The following is a 22,174-nucleotide window of genomic DNA, read 5'->3' as shown; positions in this document are numbered from 1 at the left end:
GTTATAGCGGAAGAACATCAATATTATCTAATATTAATGTAAATGAACCAGAACAACCAAAAGATAAAGATACTATATTTAATTTTTCTATGGAAGGAAATTATAATTCAAATATTAATTGTACACATTTACCATTTTTATGGTATCCAGGATGGAATTCTTCACAAGCATTACATAAGTTTCAAAAAGAGATAGGAATTTCATCAAAATATGGACCTACAGGATTTAAAATTTATAAAAAAAGATATAATAAAATTAATATTACAATAAAAAATAATAATTTTAATGAATTTATTATTTCTAATAAATTAGTAATCGTTTCATATCATCACTTATTTTATAATAATAATTTAATTCAAAAATCTTTTTTAATAAAAAAATACTTTTATAATCATTATGTTTTTTTTAATAAAAAGGATGCTAAAAAATTAGGTATTTTAAATAATAATTTAGTCAAATTATATTGTTTAAATAATATTTTTATATTAAAAACTTATATTTCAAAATTTTTACATCAAGGTTTGATTAGTATGCCATTAGGAATAAAAGAAATTCCATTATCTTTTTCAGGAAAAATTATTGAAAAAATAAGGGTATTAAAATGATTTTATTTTCTTTTTTGAATTCAATAAAATTAATATATGTATTAAAAATATTATTAATATTAATTATATTAATAATTAGTGGTGCTTTTTTAAGTTTTATAGAAAGACGTATGTTAGGTCTTTTTCAAAATCGTTATGGGCCTAATAGGGTTGGATTATATGGTTGTTTACAATTATTGGCTGATATGATAAAAATTCTTTTTAAAGAAGATTGGAATCCTAATTTTTCAAATAAATTATTATTTAATATAGCACCTTTAATTGCTTTTAATTCATTATTATCAGTATTTGCAATATTACCAATTACTCCTTATATAATGATATCTAATCCAAACATTGGTATACTTTTTTTTTTTATGATGGCTAGTATTTCAGTATATTCAATTTTATTTGCAGGTTTAGCTAGTAATAATAAATATGCTTTATTAGGAACTATTAGAGGTGTAGCTCAAATAATAAGTTATGAAATTTTTTTAGGTTTATCGTTAATGGGTATTATCTGTCAAACTGGATCATTTAATTTATTTGATATTGTAAATCAACAATATAAATATTGTTGGAATATAATACCACAATTTTTTGGTTTTTTATCTTTCATTATAGCATCTATAGCATTATGTCATAGACATCCTTTTGATCAACCAGAAACAGAACAAGAATTAGCTGATGGTTACCATATTGAATATTCTGGAATGAAATTTGGATTATTTTTTGTAGGAGAATATATTAATATTATTATACTTTCATCTTTAATGGTAATTTTATTTTTTGGAGGATGGTTAGGCCCATTTTTACCATCTATAATATGGTATTTAATTAAAACTATAATATTAATAATATTATTTATCTTAATAAGAGCATCTTTACCTAGACCTCGTTATGATCAAATTATGTATTTTGGTTGGTTTATATGCTTACCATTAACATTAATTAATTTAATTATTACTGCTTTTATAGTAATATTAAAATAATTTTTTAAAAAAGAAAAAAATGAATATAAAAAAATTTTTTTTCGATATAATAAGTCAAATTCAAAGTCTTTTTTTAATCTGGAAAAACATTTTTAGTAAAAGAGAAACTATAATGTATCCAGAAGAAAAAGTTTATTTATCACCAAGATATAGAGGTAGAATTATATTAACATCAGATTCAGATAATAATGAGAAATGTGTTGCTTGTAATCTTTGTGCTGTTGTTTGTCCAGTAGGTTGTATAACTTTAAAAAAAGCAGTAAAAAAAAATGGAAGGTCTTATCCATTATTTTTTAGAATAAATATATCTAGATGTATTTTTTGTGGATTTTGTGAAGAATCCTGCCCGACAGGAGCAATACAATTAATTCCAGATTTTGAATTATGTGAATTTGATAGAAAAAGTTTAATATATGAAAAAAATGATTTATTAATTAATAATCAAGGAAAATATTTTAATTATAATTATTATGATATTTCAGGAATTAATATAAATAAAAAAAAAACATCTACTACAGATTCAAATATTGAAGTAGATATTAAAAATATATTACCATAACTTAAAATTAAGGATATTTTATGGAAAAAATATTTTATATATTAGAGTTTATATCAATAATTTTTACATGTTTTATAATTATAAGTGTCAACCCTCTTTATACATTAATATATTTTTTAGTTTCATTAATTTCAATATCATGTATGTTTTTTCTTTTAGGTGATTATTTTGCAGGATCACTAGAAATTATTATATATGCAGGAGCTATTATTATATTATTTATTTTTGTATTAATGCTATTAGATTATAAAAAAATTGAATTAGAAGAAAAATATTATTTATTTAAAAAATTATCACTTTTAATAATTCTTATAATTTTAACCTTACTATTTTTAATAACTATATTTTATATTTTTAAAAATTTATGTGATAAAAGATATATAATTTATCATTTTATTAATATTAAAAATATAGGTATAAATTTATTTACAAAATATAAAATTATTGTAGAATTAATTTCAATATTATTATTATCTAGTGTAATTATTGTTTTACATATAGGAAAACAAAAAAGATAATTAATCTTTTTACTAAAAATTTAAAAATAAAAGAAAAGAAGATGATACCTTTACATTATGTTTTAACATTTATAGTTATAATGTTTATTATTGGATTAACAGGAATAATCATTAGACGTAATATGTTATATATTTTAATTTTTACTGATATAATGATAAACTCAGCAGCATTATCATGTATAGTTTCTGGTAATTATTGGAGACAAACAGAGGGAGAAATTATGTATATTTTATCAATTAGTATATCTGCCATAGAAACTTGTATAAGTTTAATTTTATTAATAAAGTTATATTATTATAATAATACAATTAATATTGATTCAATTAGTGAGATGAATGGATGAAATTTCTTTTTTTAATTATTTTAATGCCATTAATTAGTTTTTTAATATTATCTTTATTTTCAATTTATTTAAATAAAATTCAAATTTCAATAATTGGAGTTAGTTTTGTAGGAATAAGTTCAATTATTACATTAATTATAGGTTTTATATTTTATAATAATAATTTTTTATCATATAGACAATTTTTATGGCAAATATTAAAAATTGATAATTTACATATTGATGTTAGTTTTTATTTAGATATGTTATCTTTGATTATGTTATTTATTACGACATGGATAGGTTTTTTCATACATATATTTTCTATTTGGTATATGAAAAATGAAGAAGGATATGCTAGATTTTTTGCATATACAAATTTATTTATTTCAAGTATGACATTATTAATTTTAGCAGATAATTTTATTTTAATGTTTTTTGGATGGGAAGGAGTTGGTGTTTGTTCATATTTACTAATTAATTTTTTTTATAAAAAAAATTTTAATGGATTATCAGCTATTAAAACATTTTTAATAACTCGTTTTAGTGATATTTTTTTAATTATTGGTATATTTTTAATATTTAAAATATTTCATACCTTTAATTTTTTTAAAATATCATCATTGATTTTATCATCTAATATTTTTTATAAATCATATTATTTAAAAATAATATCTATAATGTTAATTATAGGTGCAATAGGAAAATCTGCTCAATTCCCTTTAAATACTTGGTTAATAAATGCTATGGTTGGACCTACTCCTTCATCAGCTTTAATACATGCTGCAACTATGGTTACAGCTGGAATTTATTTAATTTTACGTAATAATATACTATTTTTAATGAATAGTAACACACTATTTTTAGTTAGTATAATTGGTTCAATAACAATATTATTATCTGGTTGTTGTGCATTAGTTCAAAATAATATTAAACATATTTTAGCTTATTCTACTATGAGTCAAATCGGATATATGTTTTTAGCATTAGGTATTAATTCATGGAATGCTGCTTTATTTCATGTTATTTCTCATGCTTTTTTTAAAGCATTATTATTTTTATGTGTTGCATCTATTGTTTTTTCATATAAAAATGAACAAAATATAATAAAAATAGGAAAAATAAAAAAATATTTTCCTTTTATATATTATTGTTTTTTATTTGGCGCGATATCTTTATTATCTTTTCCTTTTTTAACTATAAGCGGATTTACTAAAGAAAAAATTCTTTATGAAATTATAACAAAACAACATAACTTATTATTTATTATTAGTATAATAGGTAGTTTTTTTACTTCTTTATATACTATACGTATGATTTATATAATTTCTTATAAAGAAAATAATATTATTCCTAATTTTATAAAACATAATAAATTAATACATGATTTTCCTTTACTTATACTCAGTATATTATCCAGTTTTATAGGAATAAAATTATTACCAATAAAAAATAATTTTTTATTACCTAATAAAATATTATTAATTAATAATAATTATCTTTTTATAATAAAAATTGGATCTATAATAATATTAATAATGAGTTTTTTATTATATATGTTATATAAGAAAAATATTTTTATTTTTAAAAAAATTATAAAAGTTTATTTTCATAAACTTTTTTTCATAAACCATTTTTTTTTAAATGGATGTTATATAGATTTTATTTATAAAAAAATTTTTGTTAATAATTTTATAAAAATTTTATCAATTATAAAAGATGATCCTATGGCAAAATTTATTAATTATGTAATAATAAAAATTATAAATCAAATAGGAAAAATATTATTAATAAGCGAAAATGGATACATACGTTGGTATATATCATTAATGTATTTAGGAATAATTTTAATATTATTATATTTAATAATATTAATTCATAAATGTTATTAATAATTTAAAAATTAAAATTTATGTATAAAATTTTAAAAAAGATAATTAGGAAATTTTATTTATGTTATTACCGTGGTTAATATTAATTCCATTTATTAGTGGGATTATTTGTTGGCAAAGTGAAAAAATATATTTTCAAATACCCCGTTGGATTGCTTTAATTTCTATCAGTTGTGTTTTTATTTTATCAATTTTTGAATATATTTTAAATTTACATTATTTTAACCAAGAAATATTATTATACCCTGTATGGATATCAGAATTTATGTTAGATTGGATTCCTAATTTTGGAATAAGTTTCCATCTAGCAATAGATGGATTATCATTATTAATGATTAATCTTACTGGATTATTAGGTATAATGGCTGTTTTATGTTCTTGGAATGAAATTAAAAAATGGCATGGATTTTTTCATTTAAATTTATTATGGATACTAAGTGGTGTTATTGGTGTATTTTTATCTGCAGATATGTTTTTATTTTTTTTATTTTGGGAAATTATGTTAATACCTATGTATTTTCTAATATCTTTATGGGGTCATCAAGATATAAAAAAAGGTTATAGTCGAATTAAAGCAGCTACTAAATTTTTTATTTATACACAATCTAGTGGATTATTAATGTTATTTGGAATTTTATCATTAGTATTTTTAAATCAAACAATAACTGGAAAATTAACTTTTGATTATAATATTTTATTAAATAATCATATAAATATAAAAACAGAATTTTTATTAATGTTATCTTTTTTTATTGCTTTTGCTGTAAAAATGCCCATAATTCCATTTCATGGATGGTTACCAGATGCACATAGTCAAGCACCAACAGCTGGTTCGGTAGATCTTGCTGGTATTTTATTAAAAACAGCAGCTTATGGTTTATTAAGATTTATTTTACCATTATTTCCTACGTCATCTTTAAAATTTTCTTTTATTGCTATATTATTAGGTATAATAGGTGTATTTTATGGATGTTTAATGGCTTGTACTCAAACTGATATAAAAAAAATTATAGCATATACTTCTATATCTCATATGGGGTTTATTTTAATGGGTATTTATGGTAATAATAAAATAGCTTATCAAGGTGTTATTATACAAATGATATCTCATGGTATTTGTGCATCTGCTCAATTTATTCTTTGTGGACAAATATATGAAAGATTAAAAACTAGAAATATTAAATTAATGGGAGGTATCTGGGATTATATAAATATATTACCAGGATCATTTTTATTTTTTGCTTTAGCAAGTATCGGTATTCCAGGAACTGGAAATTTTATAGGAGAATTTTTAATTCTATTAGGTATTTTTAATACTTATCCAATTTTTGCTAGTATTGCTACATTTAGTTTATTATTTTCTAGTATTTATTCATTAAATATGATACAAAAAGTTTTTTATGGTTCTAAAACTAAAATGTTAATTTTAACACATGATATGTTTTTAAGAGAAAAAATTATTATTTTTATACTAATAATTTTATTATTAATTATAGGATTTTATCCACAATTTATTTTGAATATATCAAATAATACTACTAACAGTATAGTTAATAGAATTATTTAATTACAAATAAAAAACTATTTTATAGTTTAAAAAAATTTATTTAAAAATAGAATTTATTTATGACTAAATTACTGGTGTCATTAGTACCATTTATTATTATAATTTTCTTATTAATTATTCTTTTAATAAAAATATCAATGAAAAGAAATAATTTAACAAGTTTAATTATTACAGTTTCAGGATTTATATTAACTATAATATCTATTATTTATACAAAAGATATTAATTTTACAAAAAATTATTTGTTTTTAAAAGATAATTATTCATTTTTTTATATTATTTTATTATTAATTAACAATATTTTAACTTGTTTAATATCATATATTTGGTTATCTTCTTTAAAATGTAATAAAGATGAATTTTATTTATTAATAATAATAGCTACTTTAGGAAGTATGGTTTTAATTTATTCAAATAATTTTATTTCTATGTTAATAGGAATTGAATTAATATCTATTCCTATGTGTGGATTAATAGGTTATTATATTAAATCAAAATATTCATTAGAAGCAAGTATTAAGTATATAATTTTATCTACAATATCGTCGTCATTTTTAATACTTGGAATATCTTTTATTTATTTAGATTATGGTAATTTAAATTTTATTTATTTAATAAATCATCATTTTTATAATATACATTCAATAAAATATTTATCTACAATTGGAATATTTTTAATTTTAATTAGTTTATGTTTTAAATTATCAATAGTTCCTTTTCATTTATGGACCCCTGATGTATATCAAGGTTCATCAATGCCTGTTACAATGTTTTTGACTACATTTAGTAAATCATCTATTTTTATATTTTTAGTAAAATTTTTAATCTATTTTTCACAAATTAATAATAATAGATTTTTTTTATATAAAATATTAATTTTATTATCAACATTATCAATAATATTTGGTAATATTATGGCTGCTATTACAAAAAATAATATTAAACGTATATTAGGTTATTCTTCTATAGCTCAAATGGGATATATGTTTGTAATTTTAATTTATAACCAAATATATTTAACACATATATTATCATCAGAAATGATGTTTATATATATTATTAGCTATATAATAAATAATTTAAGTATTTTAGGTATTATGAGTATAATATCTAGTTTTAATCAAGATGAAAAAAATATAGATAAATTATATTATTATCGTGGGTTATTTTGGTATGATTCTGAATTTGCTTTAATATTAACAATAATGTTATTATCCTTAGCTGGTATTCCAATTACTATTGGTTTTATATCTAAATTTTATTTAATAATTTTAAGTATAAAAATTAGATTATGGTATTTAACTAGTATTATTATTTTAGGAAGTGCTATAGGATTATATTATTATTTACGTATAATTATTAGTATGTATTTAATGCCATCTAAAATTAATAAAAATATTTATTTAAGTAAAATTAAAAATAATAATTTTTATATTTTTATTAAAAGATTAATGTTTCTTTTGGCAATAACAACTATTTTTTTAGGTTTTTATCCTAAAATTATTATTCAAATTATTAAAAAATATATTTAATAAAAAATTAAGTATAATTTATATATTAAAAATATTCTTTATAATTTTATATAAAAATTTAATTATTATTAATAATAAAAAAAAATATATAAAATATTTAATAATTTTAGTAATATCTTGTATCCAAATAAAAATAATTTCACCAAAAAAATATCCTATTATTGTAAAAAATATGGTCCAAATTATAGAACCAATTATATTTAATAAAAAAAATTTTAAATAAGAAATTTTTATAATACCCATAATAATGGGACTTATTAATCTAAAACCATAAATAAATCTTGTAATAATAAATATATATGGATAATTAAAAATAATATCATGATATTTTTGAATTTTATATTTATAATTTTTAAAAAAAAATAAAAATTTTTTACTATATTTTTTACCGATATAAAATAATAATTGATTACTTATCAATGATCCTATTATAGTAATAATTATAATTTTATTTAACAATAAAATTTTTTTATGAGAAAGCATACCAGCAATTATAATAAAAGTTTCCCATGCAATAAAAGAACTTAATAATATAATTATATAGCCATAATGATTTATTATTTTAATTATATTTGTACTTAACATACGTTTATCACATATAGTTATAAACTAATATTAATTATTTTAAAATAAATTAATTTTGGTGAGAAAGGGATTCGAACCCTTGATACATTTTAATTATATACATACTTTCCAGGCATGCGCCTTCAACCACTCGGCCATCTCACCATAATATAGTTAAAATAATAATACAATAATTATTGTTAAAATAATAATAATATAATAACATTATTATATTATGTTAATTAAAAAAAAATCACAATTTAATTTTTTATTTTATGATTATGAAACTTTTGGGTTAAATCCTATTAAGGATAGAATTGCTCAATTTGCTTGCATACGTACCAATATTGATTTAGAAATTATAGATAAACCTATAATACTTTATTGTAAATTATCTAATGATTATTTACCTAAACCTAAATCTATGATTATTCATAATATAAGTCTTGATTTAGTAAATTTTAAAGGAAAAACAGAATACGAATTTGCTAGTATTATTAATAAAATTTTTTTATTTCCTAACACTTGTATTTTAGGTTATAATAATATGAATTTTGATGATGAATTTAGTAGATTTTTATTCTATCGTAATTTTTATGATCCATATAGTTGGTCTTGGAAAAATAATAATTGTCGTTGGGATATATTATCTTTAGTTAGAGCTTGTTATGTTTTAAGACCAAATGGTATTTATTGGCCTAAGATAAATAATATTCCAATATTTAATCTCGAAAAAATTGCTAATTTAAATAATATAAAAAATTCTTATAATAAAAATTCACATGATGCATTATCTGATGTTTATACTACAATATCTATAACTAAATTAATTAAAAAAAAACAACCATTACTGTATGAATATTTTTTAAAATATAAAAATAAAAAAAAGCTAATCAAAAAAATAGATCTGTCAAAAATTCAAATTTTTATTCATATTAGTAGTGTTTACAAAAATAAAAATAATAATATAAGTTGTATCACTCCTTTATTTTGGCATCCAAAAAATAAAAATATATTAATATCATATAATTTAATAAATAATGTATATAATTTTTTACAAATTATAAAAAATACAAAAAAATATGAAAAAAATATTTTTTCTCATATACAACTTATTAATTTTAATAAGTTTCCTTTATTACTTAAAATAAGTATTTTAAGAGATAAAGATATTGAACGTTTAAAATTTAAAATTTTATTTTATATAAAAAATTTTATTATTTTAAAAAAAAATTTTTTTAAAATAAAAAAAATTATAAAATATATTTTTTTAAATTTTAAACAAAAATATGAAAAAACTAATATTTATAATGTTGATGAACAATTATATAGAAATTTTTTTCCAAATCAAGATTTATTACAATTTAAAAAAATATATGATCAAAAAAAAATTAATATAAATTTAAATAAATTTTTATTTAAAGATAAAAGATCTAGTATATTACTATTTAAATATAAAGCAAGAAATTTTCCATCTACATTAAATAAAACAGAAAAAAAAACATGGAATATATATATAAAAAATATTTTTAATAAAAATTTTTTTGATAATTATATTTATGAAATTAAAAAATTATTACAAAAAAAACTTTGTAATAAACAAATTTCAGTTTTAAAAAATTTATTAAAATATATAAAAAACTTATTAAAATTTTATTAAATATTTTATAATAAATGTCCTAATTTTAATTTTTTAGTTTTTAAATACTTATAATTTTTAATATTATGTCCAGTAATTAATGGAATTCTACATATAACATTTATACCATTTTTTTTTAAAATATTAATTTTATAAGGATTATTAGTTAATAATTTAATATTTGAAATACCTAAGATTTTTAATATATTAATACAAGAAAGAAAATTTCTTTCGTCTGCATGAAAACCTAATTCATAATTTGCTTCTATAGTATCTAATCCTTTATCTTGTAAATTATATGCTTTAATTTTATTTAAAAGACCAATATTTCTTCCTTCTTGTCTATGATAAATTAATATTCCACAATTTTCTTTAGAAATTTTATTTAATGCTGATTCTAGTTGAATTCCGCAATCACAACGTAAACTAAAAAAAGTATCTCCTGTTAAACATTCTGAATGAATTCTTGTCAAAATAATTGAAGTTTTATATATTTTTTTTATACCATGTATTAAAGCAATATGATTATTACCTGTATTTTTTTCTTCAAAACCTACTATAATAAATTCTCCCCATTTTGTGGGAAGTATTGCTCTAGATATTTCTTTTATATTCATTTAATTATACCTATAAAAATCAATATTTTTAATACTTTATTCAAAAAAATAATTTTTAAAATACTTGTTTATACAAGAAAAAATTTAATTCTATTGAATTTTTTATAAAAATAATTTATTTATATAATAAACTATTATTTTTAGGAATTATATGAATTTATTAAAATCATTAACGACAGTTAGTATAATAACACTATTTTCTAGATTACTAGGTTTTATTAGAGATAGTCTTATTGCAAAAGTTTTTGGTGCTGGAATTTATAGTGATTCTTTTTTTATAGCATTTAAAATACCTAATTTATTAAGACGTATATTTGCTGAAGGAGCATTTTCTCAAGCATTTACTCCAATTTTAGCTGAATATAAAAATAAAAGAAGTAAAATAGATACAAAAAACTTTATTTCTTCTACATTAGGTATGTTAATAATAATACTTTCTATAATAATTTTATTTGGAATAATATTTTCTTCCTTAATTATTTCAATCATAGCTCCTGGATTTGTAAATACAGATTTTAAATTAAAACTTACATCTAAAATATTAAGAATGACTTTTCCTTATATTTTATTGATATCTTTATCATCATTAGCCAGTTCTATTTTAAATATTTGGAAAAATTTTTTTGTACCAGCATTTACTCCTGTTCTATTAAATCTTTGTATGATATTATCAATAATAATATTTCCTAATATATTACAACCTCCAATACTAATTTTAGTATGGGCTGTTTTAATTGGAGGACTATCACAAATTTTTTATCAATTAATTTATTTAAAAAAATTAAATATGCTAATTTTACCTAGTTTTAAAACTTTTGATGAAGGAGTACTAAGAGTTTTAAAAAAAATGGGTACAGCTATTATTGGAGTAACTGCTATACAAATATCTTTATTAATTAATTCTGCTTTTTCATCTTTTTTAATTACAGGATCTATTACTTGGATTTATTATGCAGATCGATTAATGGAATTACCCATAAGTATGTTTGGTATAGCATTAACAATAGTATTATTACCTGCTTTAACTGATGTTTTTACTAAAAATAAAGAAAAAGAATATAATAAATTAATGGATATAGGATTACGTTTATGTTTTTTATTAATAATACCTAGTTCTTTAATTTTAGGTTTTTTATCTAGGCCATTATTAATTGCTTTATTTCAATATGGAGCATTTACATATTTTGATGTTTTAATGACACAAACAAATATTATTATATATTCTGTAGGATTAATTTTTTTAATAATAGCTAAGGTATTAGCTATAGGATTTTATGCAAGACAGGATGTAAAAACTCCTGTTAAAATTGCTATATTTGTTTTAATTATTACTCAATTAATTAGTCCTATATTTATATTTTTTTTACATCATATAGGATTTCCTATATCTATATGTTTTGCAGCATTTTTAAATGTTATTTTATTATTTAATACATTAATTAAAAAAAATATATATAAACCAGAATCTGGATGGTTTAATTTTTTTCTTCGTATCACTATAATTACATTTTTTTTAGGTATAATTTTATTATTTATTTCAAAAATAATTTCTGAAAAATGGTTAATTTTATCTCCTTTTAAAATACGTATTTTTTGTTTATCAAGTATTTGTTTATTAATTTTTTTGTTATATATATTTATATTATTTTTATTAAAATTTCGTGTAAAAGATTTTTCATTAAAAAATATTACAAAATAATAATTTAATAATTATATTAATAAAATTTTTAATTTTAATTAACTAATTTAAAAAAGAATTTTTTTTAAAAAAAATTTATTTTATTTATTAAATAAAATATTGTTTAATTATTTTAATTTTTCATATATTAATATATAAAAAATTATATTTTTAGGTTATTATAATGCTAATAAAAAAAGATTTAATACACTTTATTTGTAAAAAACAATATAATTATAAAGGTTTATATTTAACAAAATCTGCATTTTTACAAATAAATAAAATAATTAAAAAAAATAAAAATTACAAAGGAATAAAAATATTTTTAAGAAAATCTGGTTGTTTTGGATTTAAATATAAAATTACATTAATAAAAGAACTCCTTAATAAGGAAATTTACTTTAAAAAAAAAAATATATTTATTTATTTAAATAATAAAGATCTTTTTTTTATAGATGGAACTATTATTAATTTTACAAAAAATAATTTTCATGAATCTTTTCAATTTATTAATAATAAAATTAAACAATTTTGCGGATGTAAAAAAAGTTTTAATATTAACTATAAAAAGAATTAATCACATGAAGAAAAATGATTTAAAATATTTTAAAAAAAAATATAAAGAAGGATTTATTACTAAATTAAAAAATAATAAATTTATTCCTGGTATTAATTTAGATATAATACGTAAAATATCCAGTATTCGTAATGAACCTAAATGGATGTTAAATTTTAGATTAAAAGGTTTTTATTCATGGATAAAAAAAAAAGAACCTCATTGGTTAAATGGTTATTATAAAAAATTAAATTATCAAAATTATATTTATTATTCTGCTCCTTCATACCAGTTTAAAAAAAATAATAATATTAAAGATAAATATCTTACAAATGAGGTAAAAAAAACATTTAATAAATTAAATATTCCTATTAAAGAAAATAATTTAATAGCTATCGACGCTATTTTTGATTCTGTTTCTGTAATTACAACAAATAAAGATCAATTATTAAAAAAAGGAATAATTTTTTGTTCATTAAATGATGCAATACAAAATTATCCAAATTTAGTTAAAAAATATTTAGGTTCAGTAGTACCTGCTGATGATAATTTTTTTGCATCTTTAAATGCCGCTGTAGCATCTGATGGTACATTCATTTATATTCCTAAAAATACACATTGTCCTATAGAATTATCTACTTATTTTAGAATTAATGAAAAAAATATTGGACAATTTGAGAGAACTATTTTAATTGCTGAAGAAAATAGTTATGTAAATTATATAGAAGGATGTTCTGCTCCAATTAGAAAAAATTATCAACTACATGCTGCTGTAGTTGAAGTTATTCTACATAAAAATGCACAAGTAAATTACTCAACTGTGCAAAATTGGTTTCCTGGGCAATTTAATAATAAAGGAGGAATTTTAAATTTTGTGACTAAAAGAGCAATATGTCAAGGTAAAAATAGTAAAATGTCATGGACACAATCAGAAACAGGATCCGCAATTACCTGGAAATATCCTAGTGTTATTTTAAAAGGTGATAATTCTATTGGAGAATTTTTTTCAATTTCTTTGACAAATGGTTATCAACAAGCTGATACTGGTACAAAAATGATTCATATAGGTAAAAATACAAAATCTACAATTATTTCAAAAAGTATTTCTACAGAAAACAGTAAAAATACATATCGCGGATTAGTTTATATTGATAGATTATCAAATAATTCTCGTAATTTTACTCAATGTGATTCAATATTAATTGGTAATAAATGTAGTACACATACATATCCCATTTTAAATATACTAAATAATACTTCACAAGTTGAACATGAAGCCACAACTTCTAAAATTGAAGAAGAACAAATATTTTTTTGTTTACAAAGAGGATTAGATATGGAAAATGCCATTTCTCTTATTATTAATGGATTTTGTAAAGAAATTTTTATAAAATTTCCTTTAGAATTTGCTGTAGAAGCACAAAAATTATTATCTCTCAATTTAGAAAATAGTATAGGATAAAATAATATATTTAATATTATTAAATATAAAAAAATTATGTTAAAAATAAAAAATTTAAATATTGATGTAAATAATAAAATTATTTTAAATAAATTTTGTTTGTCTATAAATCCTGGAGAAATCCATGCAATTATGGGACCTAATGGTTCAGGAAAAAGTACTTTATCATATGTAATAGCTGGGAAAAAAGAATATAATATTTCTCAAGGAGAGATATATTTTAAAAATAAAAATTTATTATATATGAAACCTGAAATTAGAGCTAGAGAGGGAATTTTTGTATCTTTTCAATATCCTATTGAAATACCAGGAGTGAGTAATGATATTTTTTTATATAATTCTTTAAAAGCAATAAAAAAATATAAAGAAAAAAAAGAATTAGATAGATTTACCTATAAAAAAATTATTAATGAAAAAATAAAAATTTTAGAAAAATCAAAAAATTTTCTTCAACGTTTTGTAAATGTAGGTTTTTCTGGAGGAGAAAAAAAAATTAATGATATATTTTATATGTTTGTTTTAGAACCAGAATTATGCATATTAGATGAAATTGATTCAGGATTAGATATAGATGCATTAAAAATTGTATCTAAAATTATTAATATTATGAAAAATAAAAAAAGGTCATTTTTAATTATTACACACTATCGTCGTATTTTAGATTATATAAATCCTGATTATATCCATATTCTTTATAATAAAAAGATTATAAAATCAGGTAATTTTAGTATTATTTCTCAATTAGAAAATTATGGATATGGATCAATTAATGCAAAATAACATTTTTAACCAATTAAAAGATATTTACAAAAATCATAAAAAATATCATTTTTCAGATATATCAGAAAAAAATTGGTTAAAGTTAAAATTTTTATTAAAACAAGAAAAATATGATTATTTTCAAAAAAAATTTTTTGAAAATATAAATAATAAATCTATAAAAAATTCTCAAAAACTATTTTTAAATAAAAATAAATTAAAAAATTTCATTTTTAAAATAGACGCCATTTCATTATATTTTATTAATGGTAAATTAGATCAAAATCTAAGTGATATAAAAAATCCATATTATAAAATAATTATAAATAAATATAATAATCTTCATTATAAAAATAATTTTGTTAAACATAATATTTATACTTATTTATCTGAATCTCTTACAAAAGAAATTATATATATTGATATTAATAATATTAAAAATATTAAACCACTTTATATAATATATTTTAATCACAGTAATAAAAAAAATATTAATCAAATTTCTATGTCTAATTATAGAAATTATATATATATAAATAATAATATTTATAATGTTATTATTTTAGAACATCATATAAATAATGATCAATTACATTTTAATAATGTTTATAATACTATAATATTAAATAATAATTCTAAATTAGAATATTATCAATTTATTACTAATGAAAATAATAATAAAAATTTTAATTTTATTAATAATGAATATTATTTACATAATAATGTTTTTTTAAAAAAATATGATTTATTTATGTCTAATAAATTTATGAATCAAAATAATAATTTTCAATGTATAGGAAATGAATCTAAACTCATATATAAAAGTATATTATTTGCCAAAAAAAATAATTTAATGAATATTAATAATTATTTAGAACATAACGGAAAAAATTGTTATAGTATTCAGACACATAAAGCAATTACTATAAATAAAGCTATTATAAATTTAATTGGTTTGTTAAAAATAAATAAAGATGCAATAAAAACTGATGGACAAATAAATTATAGTAGTTTACTATTAAGTAAATTATCACAAATAAATATAAAACCTGGATTAGACATTTTAAATAATAATGTAAAATGTAAACATGGTGTATTTACAGGAAAAATAAATTCTGAACAAATTTTCTTTTTAAGAACTAGAGGAATAAATTTTAAAAAATCATATAATATACTAGTTACAGCATTTATACTAGATTCCTTGAAAGATATTTGTAATATTGATTTAATAAAAAGTAAAATTTTAAATTATATATCATGTTATCTCTCAATAGAGAATTTTATTAATGAATTTTAATATAATAGATATTAGAAAACAATTTCCTATTTTATCTAAAAAAATTAATGGAAATAAATTTGTTTATTTAGATAATGCAGCTACTGTACATAAACCTAAAAAAGTAATTTCTGCATTAAATTTTTTTTATAAAAATGAATATTCTTCTGTTAATAGAGGTATATATCGTTTAAGTGTAAATGCAACAGATAAAATGGAAAAAATACGTCATAAAATATCAAAATTTATTAATGCAAAATATACTGAAGAAATAATTTTTACAAAAGGAACTACAGAAAGTATTAATCTTATTGCGAATACTTGGGGTTTTAAAAATATTAAAACAAATAATAATATCATCATTTCTGATATGGAACATCACTCAAATATTATTCCTTGGATGTTATTATCTAAAAAAATAGGATTTAATATAAAAATTATACCATTAGATAAATATGGAAAATTAAAATTACATGAAATAAAGAATTTAATTGATAAAAATACTTGTTTAATATCAATAACATATATTTCTAATGTTTTAGGAACAATAAATCCTATTAAAAAAATTATTAAATTAGCTAAAAAAAATAATATTTTAACATTAATTGATGGAGCACAAGCAGTTGTAAATAGAAAAATTGATGTTCAAAAATTAAATTGTGATTTTTTTGTTTTTTCTGGTCATAAAATTTTTGCACCTACTGGTATTGGAATTTTATATGTGACAAAACAAATATTAAAATTTATGCCACCTTGGCAAGGTGGGGGAGGGATGATTATAGATATATACAAAAATAAACCTATTTGGGAAAAAATACCTTGGAAATTTGAAGCGGGTACACCTAATATATCTTCTATTATAGGATTAGGTGCTGCTTTATCATGGTTTAAATCTTTTAATATAAAAAAAGTAATTAAACATAATAAATTTTTAACAAAATATACTTTTCAAAAATTAAATAAAATTTCGGATATTAAAATTTTTGGAGAAAAATATTCTAATAATAGAATTGGTATAATTTCTTTTAATCTAGGTAAACATAATTCTTATGATGTGGGAAGTTTTTTAGATCAATATGGTATTGCTATTCGTACTGGTCATCATTGTGCTATACCTATTATGAAACATTTTAAAGTAAAATCAATGTGTAGAATTTCTTTTTCTATATATAATGATATTCATGATATTGATTATTTTATAGACAAACTAGCATATATAAATAATTTATTAAACAAATAATTATGTCATATATTTTACCTAATAAAAATGAACTTAAAACAAATTTTAAAAATTGTAATAATTGGGAAGAAAAATATCTATATATAATTGAATTAGGGAATAAAATACCTATGTTATCAAAAAAACAACATTCATTTAAAAATTTTATTTCTGGATGTCAAAGTAACGTTTGGGTTTCATTTGTAATTAATAAAAATAAAAATGTAGAATTTAAAGGAGATAGTAATTCTGCTATAGTAAAAGGATTATTAACAATGATTTTTATTTTTTATAAAAAAAAAACTTGTTATGAAATAATACATTTTGATATTAGATTGTGTTTTAAAAAATTATCTTTTGATAAGTATTTAACTATTTCTAGAATACAAGGTATTGATACTATTATCAAAACAATTAAAAAAAAATTAATAAAATTTGTATTTTAATTAAATAATAAAAATAAAATAAAATATAATTAAATTTCTTATTCTATAAAATTATAATTATTATATAATTTAATTTTTTTTAAATAAAATAGAAAAAATTTTAAAATTTAATATATTTGCGGGAAAATATTAATGTTATGAAAAAAACTAAAATAGTTTGTACTATAGGTCCTAGTTCTGAATCTAAAAAAATTTTACTTCAATTATTAAATTTAGGAATGAATGTTGCTAGATTAAATTTTTCACATGGTGATCATTATAATCATCAAAAAAGAATTAATATTTTAAAAAAAATAATAAAAGAAACAGATCAAAAAATAGCAATTTTATTAGATACTAAAGGTCCTGAAATACGTACTATGAAATTACAAAATAATATAGATGTATATTTAAAGTCAGGACAAAAATTTATTTTAACAACTGATAAATCAATTATTGGAAATAATAAATGTGTTGCTGTTACATATTCTAATCTTATTTATGATATAAATATTGGAAATAAAATATTAATTGATGATGGTTTAATAGCTATGAAGGTATTAAAAATACATAATAATCAGATATTATGTCAAGTATTAAATAATGGAAAATTATCAGAAAATAAAAGTATTAATTTACCAGGAATTTCTATTAAATTACCGGCTTTATCAGAAAAAGATAAAGATGATTTGATTTTTGCATGTAAAAATAAAGTAGATTATGTTGCTGCTTCTTTTATTCGTAAAAAAAAAGATATTATAGAAATAAAAAATTTTTTAAAATTACATAAAGGAGATAACATCCAAATTATAGCTAAAATTGAAAATCAAGAAGGATTAAATAATTTTGATGAAATTTTAGATGTATCTGATGGTATCATGGTAGCTAGAGGAGATTTGGGTGTAGAAATTCCGGTAGAAGATGTCATTTTTGCGCAAAAAATGATAATTAAGAAATGTAATTATTTAGGAAAAATAGTAATAACAGCCACACAAATGTTAGATTCTATGATTAAAAATCCTAGACCAACTAGAGCAGAAGCTGGTGATGTAGCAAATGCTATTTTAGATGGAACAGATGCTGTTATGTTATCTGGAGAAAGTGCTAAAGGAAAATATCCATTAGAATCTGTATCTATTATGTCAACAATTTGTGAAAGAACAGATATTACTATGACAAATAGAATTTATTACTATGATGATAATTTAATAGATATGAGTATTACTGACGCAGTATGTCGTAGTGCAGTTGAAATTTCAGAAAAATTAAAATCTCCGTTAATAATTGTAGCTACTCAATTAGGAAAATCTGCAAAAGCAATAAGAAAATATTTTCCTAAAGCTATTATTTTAGCTTTAACTACAAATAAAAAAACAGCAAAACAACTTATTTTAAGTAAAGGAATTATACCAAAACTTGTTAAAAAAATATCATCTACTGATGATTTTTATATTATAGGTAAAAAAATAGCAATATCAAGTAAATATGCTAAATCAGGAGATTTTATTGTTATGGTTTCAGGAGCACTTGTTCCTAGTGGAACTACCAATACAACTTCTGTACATATAATATAATATATATATTTCAATAAAATTTTTTAATTTTATTGAAAATTTTAAAAAAAATAATTTAATTATTAATAAGTGTTTGTATATAAAAATATTTAATATTTTTTCCTAATTTTTTTAATAGTAGAATGTAAATATTCAATTGTATAATTAATTTCTTTTTTTGTAGTAAATCTTCCAAAAGAAAAACGTATAGAACTTTGAATTAAATTTTTTGTTAAACCTAAAGATTTTAATACATGGGATGTATGTGTATTTGAAATACATGCTGAAGAAGCTGAAATAGCAATATTTTTCATTTCTATCATAAGTATTTTATTAAAAATCTTTTTAAAACCTATATTAATTATATAAGGTGAACTATTTTTAAGATCTCCATTAATATATATTCCATTAATATTTTTTATTCCATCCCATAATTGTTGTTTTAATTTTTTTATTCTTTTTTTTTCCTCATTTATTTCTCTAACAGAAATATTTAATGCTTCTGATATACCAATAATTTGATGTACAGCTAAAGTTCCTGATCTTATTCCGTTTTCTTGTCCACCTCCATGTATTAATGGATTTATTTTAAATTTTTTTTTATTATTTCTTATATATAAAACACCTATTCCCTTAGGTCCATAAAATTTATGAGCAGAAAATGATAATAAATCAATATTTATTTTTTTTAAATTTAATTGATATTTACCTATACTTTGAGTAGCATCTACATGAAAAACTATATTTTTTTTTTTACAAATATTTCCAATATATTTTATATCATTAATAGTTCCTATTTCATTATTAATATGCATTATAGATACTAAAATAGTATTATTTGTAATTTTTTCTTTTAAATCATTTAAATTTATAGAACCTATATTGGAATTTTTTAAATATATAATTTTAATTCCTAATTTTTGCATATAATAACAAGTTTCTAATACAGCTTTATGTTCACTAATGCTTGTAATAATATTTTTTTGATAATAACTATTATTAATATTAATAATTCCTTTTATTGCTAAATTAATAGATTCTGTAGCGCTAGATGTAAAAATTATTTCTTCTTTTTTGCTTCCTATTATATTAGCTATATTACATCTAGCTTTTTCAACAGAATTTTTTGCTTCTATACCAAATATATTTAAATAAGAAGATGGATTACCAAATATTCCATTTATGGTAAAATAATTATTCATTTTTTTTAAAACTCTTTCATCCATTGGAGTTGTAGATGCATAATCTAAATAAATTAATTTTTTCATTTTATAACTTATTTTATTATTAATTAAAATTAAAATTTTATATCATAAAAATTTATATACATATTATAATATATATTAGTTAATATAAATATTGATATTTATCATATAAATAAATTTAGGATATTTTAATATGAATAAAATTTTATTAAACTCAAAAATAACAATTTTTATTTTTGATTCTGGTTTAGGAGGAATTTCTATTTTTAATTATATTAAAAATTTTTTTTTAAATATAAATTTTATATATTTATTAGATAATAAATATTTTCCTTATGGAAATAAATCCCAAAAATTTATTTTTCAACGTTTATTTAAAATTTTAAAAAAAATTTCTAATAATTATAATATTTCATTAGCAATTATTGCATGTAATACAGCTAGTGTTTCTACTTTACCTGAAATTAGAAAATATTTTAATTTTCCTATTATTGGAACTACTCCTGTTATTAATTTAGCTGTAAAAAAAACTAAAAATAATATTATTGGTTTTTTAGCAACTGAAACTACATTAAAAAATTCTAAAATAAGAAAAAAAATAAATTCTTTAAATAAAAAATTTATAATAAAAACTATATCTTCTCAAAAATTAGTATATTTAGCTGAAAAAAAATTATTAGGATATAAGATTATATTAAATGAAATAAAAAAAGTATTTATTTCTTGGTATAATTTAAATATATATCCAGATACAATAATATTGGGTTGTACACATTTTTCTTTAATTATAAATGAATTAAGATTAATATTACCTAAAAATATTATTTTTTTAGATTCTAAAAAAAAAATTTTTTTAAAATCTAAAAAATTGATAAATTATAATAAATTAATTTTATATTCAAAAAAAAATCTTTTTTTCTATACTAAAGAAAATAAAAAATTAAAAATTTATTTTTTAAATCAAAATTTTAAATTTATTTATAAGTTAAAAATCTAACTAATAATAATAAAAAACTTGACTATTAAAATAATATGTACCATAGTTAATTAACATTGTTTTATAGTTCTTTTAAAATTTATAAAAAACTTTTGAGGGCACTCTTTTATAAGAGTTATAAACTTATAAATTTGTTTTTATAAAATTTATATTTTTAGTTTTTATTAAAATTTTGTATATAATTGAAGAGTTTGATCATGGCTCAGATTGAACGCTGGCGGCAAGCCTAACACATGCAAGTCGAGCGGCAGCGAAAA

At 18.5% G+C, this 22,174-nt stretch carries 20 protein-coding genes, 1 tRNA gene, 1 pseudogene and 1 other annotated feature (1 of these 23 running past the window's edge); of the genes and pseudogenes, 18 read left to right on the top strand and 4 right to left on the bottom strand.

Annotation, left to right across the window (positions count from 1 at the left end):
- The 8 genes and pseudogenes from GJT91_RS01860 to GJT91_RS01825 form a co-directional block, all read left to right on the top strand.
- Nucleotides 1–605 (top strand): annotated as a pseudogene (locus tag GJT91_RS01860) (NADH-quinone oxidoreductase subunit NuoG); the annotation flags it as partial.
- Complete coding sequence (gene nuoH / locus GJT91_RS01855; RefSeq protein ID WP_168868544.1) at nt 602–1,576, top strand: NADH-quinone oxidoreductase subunit NuoH; 975 nt, start codon at nt 602–604, stop codon at nt 1,574–1,576. The pseudogene GJT91_RS01860 and the gene nuoH, both read left to right, overlap by 4 nt.
- A gap of 19 nt (nt 1,577–1,595) precedes the next feature.
- Nucleotides 1,596–2,135, top strand: coding sequence for an NADH-quinone oxidoreductase subunit NuoI (gene nuoI, locus GJT91_RS01850; protein WP_168868543.1), 540 nt, complete (start codon nt 1,596–1,598; stop codon nt 2,133–2,135).
- 20 nt (nt 2,136–2,155) lie between these two features.
- Complete coding sequence (locus tag GJT91_RS01845) at nt 2,156–2,653, top strand: NADH-quinone oxidoreductase subunit J family protein (RefSeq protein ID WP_168868542.1); 498 nt, start codon at nt 2,156–2,158, stop codon at nt 2,651–2,653.
- A 41-nt stretch (nt 2,654–2,694) separates the two neighbouring features.
- Nucleotides 2,695–2,997 carry an NADH-quinone oxidoreductase subunit NuoK gene (gene nuoK, locus GJT91_RS01840; RefSeq protein WP_168868541.1) on the top strand — a complete coding sequence of 101 codons (303 nt, stop codon included), beginning with the start codon at nt 2,695–2,697 and terminating at the stop codon, nt 2,995–2,997.
- Entirely contained in the window at nt 2,994–4,868 is a 1,875-nt protein-coding gene (locus GJT91_RS01835) for an NADH-quinone oxidoreductase subunit L (RefSeq protein ID WP_168868540.1), read from the top strand. The genes nuoK and GJT91_RS01835 overlap by 4 nt, the downstream gene beginning before the upstream one ends.
- Nucleotides 4,869–4,929: 61 nt before the next feature.
- Nucleotides 4,930–6,435, top strand: coding sequence for an NADH-quinone oxidoreductase subunit M (gene nuoM / locus GJT91_RS01830; protein ID WP_168868539.1), 1,506 nt, complete (start codon nt 4,930–4,932; stop codon nt 6,433–6,435).
- Between the two features lie 59 nt (nt 6,436–6,494).
- Entirely contained in the window at nt 6,495–7,967 is a 1,473-nt protein-coding gene (locus tag GJT91_RS01825) for an NADH-quinone oxidoreductase subunit N (protein WP_168868538.1), read from the top strand.
- An 18-nt stretch (nt 7,968–7,985) separates the two neighbouring features.
- Here GJT91_RS01825 and GJT91_RS01820 read toward each other — a convergent pair whose 3' ends face one another.
- Together GJT91_RS01820 and GJT91_RS01815 are read right to left on the bottom strand one after the other, a co-directional pair.
- On the bottom strand, nt 7,986–8,552 hold the full coding sequence (locus GJT91_RS01820; RefSeq protein WP_168868537.1) for a DedA family protein: 567 nt from the start codon (nt 8,550–8,552) through the stop codon (nt 7,986–7,988).
- Between the two features lie 56 nt (nt 8,553–8,608).
- A tRNA-Ser gene (locus tag GJT91_RS01815) sits at nt 8,609–8,696 on the bottom strand.
- A gap of 70 nt (nt 8,697–8,766) precedes the next feature.
- On the opposite strand from GJT91_RS01815, the gene sbcB reads away from it, so the two are divergent.
- Nucleotides 8,767–10,191 carry an exodeoxyribonuclease I gene (sbcB, locus tag GJT91_RS01810; RefSeq protein ID WP_168868536.1) on the top strand — a complete coding sequence of 475 codons (1,425 nt, stop codon included), beginning with the start codon at nt 8,767–8,769 and terminating at the stop codon, nt 10,189–10,191.
- Between the two features lie 5 nt (nt 10,192–10,196).
- On the opposite strand, the gene ribA is transcribed toward sbcB, so the two are convergent.
- Nucleotides 10,197–10,787 (bottom strand): GTP cyclohydrolase II, encoded by a 591-nt coding sequence (gene ribA / locus GJT91_RS01805; RefSeq protein WP_168868535.1) that lies wholly within the window; start codon nt 10,785–10,787, stop codon nt 10,197–10,199.
- Between the two features lie 151 nt (nt 10,788–10,938).
- On the opposite strand from ribA, the gene murJ reads away from it, so the two are divergent.
- The 8 genes from murJ (at nt 10,939) to pykF (ending at nt 19,736) form a co-directional block, all read left to right on the top strand.
- Complete coding sequence (gene murJ / locus GJT91_RS01800) at nt 10,939–12,486, top strand: murein biosynthesis integral membrane protein MurJ (protein WP_168868534.1); 1,548 nt, start codon at nt 10,939–10,941, stop codon at nt 12,484–12,486.
- Nucleotides 12,487–12,649: 163 nt separating this feature from the next.
- Nucleotides 12,650–13,042: an iron-sulfur cluster assembly accessory protein gene (locus tag GJT91_RS01795; protein ID WP_168868533.1), complete on the top strand. Its 393-nt coding sequence runs from the start codon at nt 12,650–12,652 to the stop codon at nt 13,040–13,042.
- Nucleotides 13,043–13,046: 4 nt separating this feature from the next.
- Nucleotides 13,047–14,483, top strand: coding sequence for a Fe-S cluster assembly protein SufB (gene sufB / locus GJT91_RS01790; protein ID WP_211080612.1), 1,437 nt, complete (start codon nt 13,047–13,049; stop codon nt 14,481–14,483).
- A gap of 36 nt (nt 14,484–14,519) precedes the next feature.
- The gene (gene sufC / locus GJT91_RS01785) at nt 14,520–15,263 is read left to right on the top strand and encodes a Fe-S cluster assembly ATPase SufC (protein ID WP_168868531.1); all 744 of its coding nucleotides are present in this window, start codon (nt 14,520–14,522) and stop codon (nt 15,261–15,263) included.
- Nucleotides 15,241–16,539 carry a SufD family Fe-S cluster assembly protein gene (locus tag GJT91_RS01780; protein ID WP_168868530.1) on the top strand — a complete coding sequence of 433 codons (1,299 nt, stop codon included), beginning with the start codon at nt 15,241–15,243 and terminating at the stop codon, nt 16,537–16,539. Before sufC ends, GJT91_RS01780 begins: the two co-directional genes overlap by 23 nt.
- Nucleotides 16,529–17,758: a SufS family cysteine desulfurase gene (locus tag GJT91_RS01775; protein ID WP_168868529.1), complete on the top strand. Its 1,230-nt coding sequence runs from the start codon at nt 16,529–16,531 to the stop codon at nt 17,756–17,758. The genes GJT91_RS01780 and GJT91_RS01775 overlap by 11 nt, the downstream gene beginning before the upstream one ends.
- 2 nt (nt 17,759–17,760) lie before the next feature.
- Nucleotides 17,761–18,183 (top strand): cysteine desulfuration protein SufE, encoded by a 423-nt coding sequence (gene sufE, locus GJT91_RS01770; RefSeq protein WP_168868528.1) that lies wholly within the window; start codon nt 17,761–17,763, stop codon nt 18,181–18,183.
- A 137-nt stretch (nt 18,184–18,320) separates the two neighbouring features.
- Complete coding sequence (pykF, locus tag GJT91_RS01765; protein ID WP_168868527.1) at nt 18,321–19,736, top strand: pyruvate kinase PykF; 1,416 nt, start codon at nt 18,321–18,323, stop codon at nt 19,734–19,736.
- 89 nt (nt 19,737–19,825) lie between these two features.
- On the opposite strand, the gene GJT91_RS01760 is transcribed toward pykF, so the two are convergent.
- Entirely contained in the window at nt 19,826–20,983 is a 1,158-nt protein-coding gene (locus tag GJT91_RS01760) for a cysteine desulfurase family protein (protein ID WP_168868526.1), read from the bottom strand.
- Nucleotides 20,984–21,113: 130 nt separating this feature from the next.
- Between GJT91_RS01760 and murI the strand changes: the two genes are divergently transcribed.
- Nucleotides 21,114–21,917 carry a glutamate racemase gene (gene murI, locus GJT91_RS01755; protein ID WP_168868525.1) on the top strand — a complete coding sequence of 268 codons (804 nt, stop codon included), beginning with the start codon at nt 21,114–21,116 and terminating at the stop codon, nt 21,915–21,917.
- A 179-nt stretch (nt 21,918–22,096) separates the two neighbouring features.
- Nucleotides 22,097–22,174: a sequence feature (mutual gap in cmsearch alignment for this rRNA model is longer than 100), on the top strand; it runs 1,493 nt beyond the window's last position.

Source organism: Enterobacteriaceae endosymbiont of Donacia semicuprea (assembly GCF_012570535.1).
GTDB lineage: Bacteria > Pseudomonadota > Gammaproteobacteria > Enterobacterales > Enterobacteriaceae.
The sequence above is the reverse complement of the archived record's forward strand: the minus strand, read 5'-3'. Positions and strand labels throughout refer to the sequence as shown.